This is a genomic window from Cellvibrio sp., assembly GCF_053579595.1.
In genome coordinates this window covers 1-3,386 of the sequence record NZ_JBRFPI010000449.1, presented here as the reverse complement: position 1 = coordinate 3,386, position 3,386 = coordinate 1, and the positions used below count along the sequence as shown (strand labels likewise).

Below are 3,386 nucleotides of genomic sequence, written 5' to 3'. Positions count from 1 at the left end.
GCATTATTGTTGAGCCTGTAGTGGGCAATATGAACTGTGTTCCACCCGTACCAGGATTTTTGGAGTGCCTGCGCGAGGTGTGCGACCAATACGGTAGCGTATTAATTTTTGATGAAGTGATGACCGGCTTCCGTGTTGCACACAAAGGTGCGCAAAGTCATTACAAGGTGAATGCCGATATCATCACCCTCGGCAAAGTGATCGGCGGCGGTATGCCAGTGGGCGCCTTTGGTGGGCGCCGCGATATTATGCAAATGATCGCCCCCTCCGGCCCTGTGTACCAAGCGGGAACCCTCTCCGGCAATCCAGTCGCTATGGCAGCAGGTTTAAAAACATTGGAGTTATTGGAGCAAGACAGTTTTTATGACAACCTCTGCGCACGCACCACGCAATTAGTAGAATGCCTGCAAAAATTAGCGGATGAAGCAGGCATTCCCTTTACCACCAATCATATCGGTAGCATGTTCGGTTTCTTTTTTACCAGCGAGAAAAAAGTCACCAACTTTAAACAAGTGATGGCCTGCGACATTCCACGTTTTAATAAATTTTTCCACGGCATGTTGGAGCGCGGTGTTTATTTGGCACCGGCATCTTACGAAGCGGGTTTTATGTCCGGTGCGCACACTGAAGACGATATTAACAACACACTCAAGATTGCCGCCGAGGTTTTTGCAACCTTAAAATAAGTTCACCTGGACGCGGAAAACAAAAAGCCGGCGCAACAACTGCACCGGCTTTTTTATGACGTAAAGATTTACTCCCAATTAATCCAGCGATCAACCTGTATAGGCAGGCCCAAACCCAAAACTCCAGATCAATACGGTAATAGCCATAATCGACACAAACATCACCAAGCCAATAGTGAGAATCGAGCTGGAATAAATAAAGCCTTCGTCCTCTGGAATCTTCATAAAAATCGGAATGCCCATGTACAACAGGTACACGGTATAAAACACCGCCGCTATACCCACTAGCATAGTAAGAATGACATTCGGATAGAGTGCGCAGAGCCCAGCCACAAACAGGGGAGTTGCCGTGTAAGCGGCGAACACTACGCAGCGGGCATACCCGGGCGCCGAATCATAGGTACGCGACATCCAATTAATAAATGCACCTATAACCGCAACGCCAGCTAGCATTGCCAAATACATAAGTACACTCATGATCAACGCACTGGACTCCGTCAGCATCACCGGATCGCCCTTACCAATTATCCACCCCACTTTGGTTGTACCAATGTACATTGAGACGGGGGGTATCAAGGCGAGGAACAGGACGTGGGCGAAATACAGATGGGAAACGCTTTCGGGCGTATCGCGAATTTCCTCCCACTCCTGGTGAGGATGGGTAAAAAGACCGGCAACATGGGAAATCATATTCTTTCTCCAACACTGTTATTAGGTATTGACCATCAATTTGGCTACACAACTAATCGCACGGCGAAGAACTGCTATCGTCTTGTCTACTGAGTATATAGTGACCTTCAACTATCTTCCTGAGAGTGGTTAGACTAAATCAACTCCAAAAAAAAACTCTCCATAACTACAACATCTATATTTATTAACTGTTTGATAAATCGCAACCACATAAAAAATTTACCTTCCCATCAGTTTTTGCATATCGGATAACATCTCTTCCACCTCGTAAGGGGAGGCAAAGCTACCAATAAATTCCCCCTGGGGATTTACCACAAATACCCGGGTAGAATGATTTACCTGATACTGCTCCCCCACGTTGGTTGGCAAGTTGATTCCAGCGGGAATTGTTATTAATTTACTCTCTACAATCGCAGAGCGATCATAGGCCGCTCCAAAAAATTGGGAAAAATTTGCTGTCGCAAGATTACTGCCGCGCAAGCCCAGAATCTGTGGATGAAAAAATCCAACGTAATTAGCCAGCTTTTCCGATCCATCGCGCTCGGGATCAACGCTTACAAATACCACTTGTAGTTCATCTCCCGCCCCCATCAGGTTTAATAGCTTGGCTAATTTTTGCAGTTCCAGCGGGCAAAAATCCGGGCAGGAAGTAAACCCAAAAAAAACCAAACTCCAGCGATGACGAAACACATTCACACCAACAGCTTCACTACGATGATTTTCCAACGTAAATTCAGGCAAGGTTTTAGGAGCAGGTAATAACTGCGCAACAGCCAGTGTTGATGCTGCAGAAAATTGCTGTGCACCCAACACCACTCCCAGCCCCAAACTGGCTACAATCGCCACGGCATATAACAGCTGCCAGCGTTTTTTATGGCCCGGTTTGTTTAACATCAAGATCAAATTCCTGGGTGCTGCCATCGCCAAAGCTAAAGGTTATTTTCACTTTACTGTCGAGAGTTAATTCTTCCTGCGCCTCCGTTAACATGAGATGCAAGCCACCGGGTGCCAATTGCACGCGGGCTTGTGCAGGGACAACCAAAGACTCAAGATGATCCATCACTACTTTGTCGCCCTCCCGGTGCGTCTTATGCAGCATCACTCCCGCGCAGCAATCAGCACTCACACCCACAATGATTTGCTCGCGCAATTGTGGGTTGTGGATCGTCATATAGGCAGCATTTACGGCAGTTGCCGGTGGTGCCAATTGTATCCAGGCATTTTCCACCTGCACCTGAGCAACGCTATGGCCAGCTAGCATCGCCAACAAAACGCACGCAAAAAACTTAATGTAATAATTCACTGAAACTCCACTTTGCATAGTGATCGACCAGTAGCACCAGGAATAACACCATTAAATGCACAATGGAAAAACGAAAGGTCGCCATTGCGGTGTCAACCTGAGCATTAAATTTTAATATCCAGGCGTGATAAATAAATTTGCCGTTAAGATAAATACTGGCAAACAAATAGATAGCTCCAGTCATACCTACCAAATAAGGTAGCAAACACACAAGAAACAATAACAAGGTGTAGAGCAAAATGGCCGTTTTGGTAAATTCAATTCCATGGGTAACCGGCAGCATGGGGATATTGGCTTTGGCATAATCGTTACAGCGGTGAATCGCCAGCGCCCAAAAATGGGGTGGTGTCCAAGTGAATACTATCATCATCAACAGCAGCGCTTCACCGCTTAAACTACCGGTGATGGCAGTCCAACCCAATACCGGTGGCAGCGCGCCAGCTACACCGCCAATCACAATATTTTGCGGTGTAGCGCGCTTTAACAAGAGCGTATACACCACCGCATAACCAAATAAACCAAATAACGTTAAGAGTGCGGTAAGTTGATTGACTGCCAGCAATAAAATTAAAAACCCTGAAATTGCCAAGGTGCAAGCAAACGCCACCGCCTGCACTGTGGTCAGCTTGCCTTTCGGCAATGGCCGCATATAGGTGCGCGCCATCTGCGCATCAATTTTTTGATCGAGTACATGATTAAATGCCGCG

The 3,386-nt window shown here is 46.7% G+C and carries 5 protein-coding genes; 1 reads left to right on the top strand and 4 read right to left on the bottom strand.

The features are described 5' to 3' along the window. The coding region (locus ACWA6V_RS19475; RefSeq protein ID WP_449524051.1) for an aminotransferase class III-fold pyridoxal phosphate-dependent enzyme at nt 1-686 on the top strand (686 nt) is incomplete at its 5' end. A 90-nt stretch (nt 687-776) separates the two neighbouring features. Here the strand turns inward: ACWA6V_RS19475 and ACWA6V_RS19470 are convergent. The 4 genes from ACWA6V_RS19470 to cyoE form a co-directional block, all read right to left on the bottom strand. After that, complete coding sequence (locus ACWA6V_RS19470) at nt 777-1,376, bottom strand: Yip1 family protein (RefSeq protein WP_449524050.1); 600 nt, start codon at nt 1,374-1,376, stop codon at nt 777-779. Nucleotides 1,377-1,595: 219 nt separating this feature from the next. Then, nucleotides 1,596-2,270, bottom strand: a complete 675-nt coding sequence (locus ACWA6V_RS19465) for an SCO family protein (RefSeq protein WP_449524049.1) — start codon at nt 2,268-2,270, stop codon at nt 1,596-1,598. Continuing rightward, a complete protein-coding gene (locus tag ACWA6V_RS19460) occupies nt 2,248-2,679 on the bottom strand; it encodes a copper chaperone PCu(A)C (RefSeq protein WP_449524048.1) in 432 nt (143 codons plus the stop codon). The genes ACWA6V_RS19465 and ACWA6V_RS19460 overlap by 23 nt, the downstream gene beginning before the upstream one ends. After that, nucleotides 2,663-3,386 (bottom strand): heme o synthase (gene cyoE / locus ACWA6V_RS19455; RefSeq protein ID WP_449524047.1); only part of this gene is annotated, 724 nt, incomplete at its 5' end. The genes ACWA6V_RS19460 and cyoE, both read right to left, overlap by 17 nt.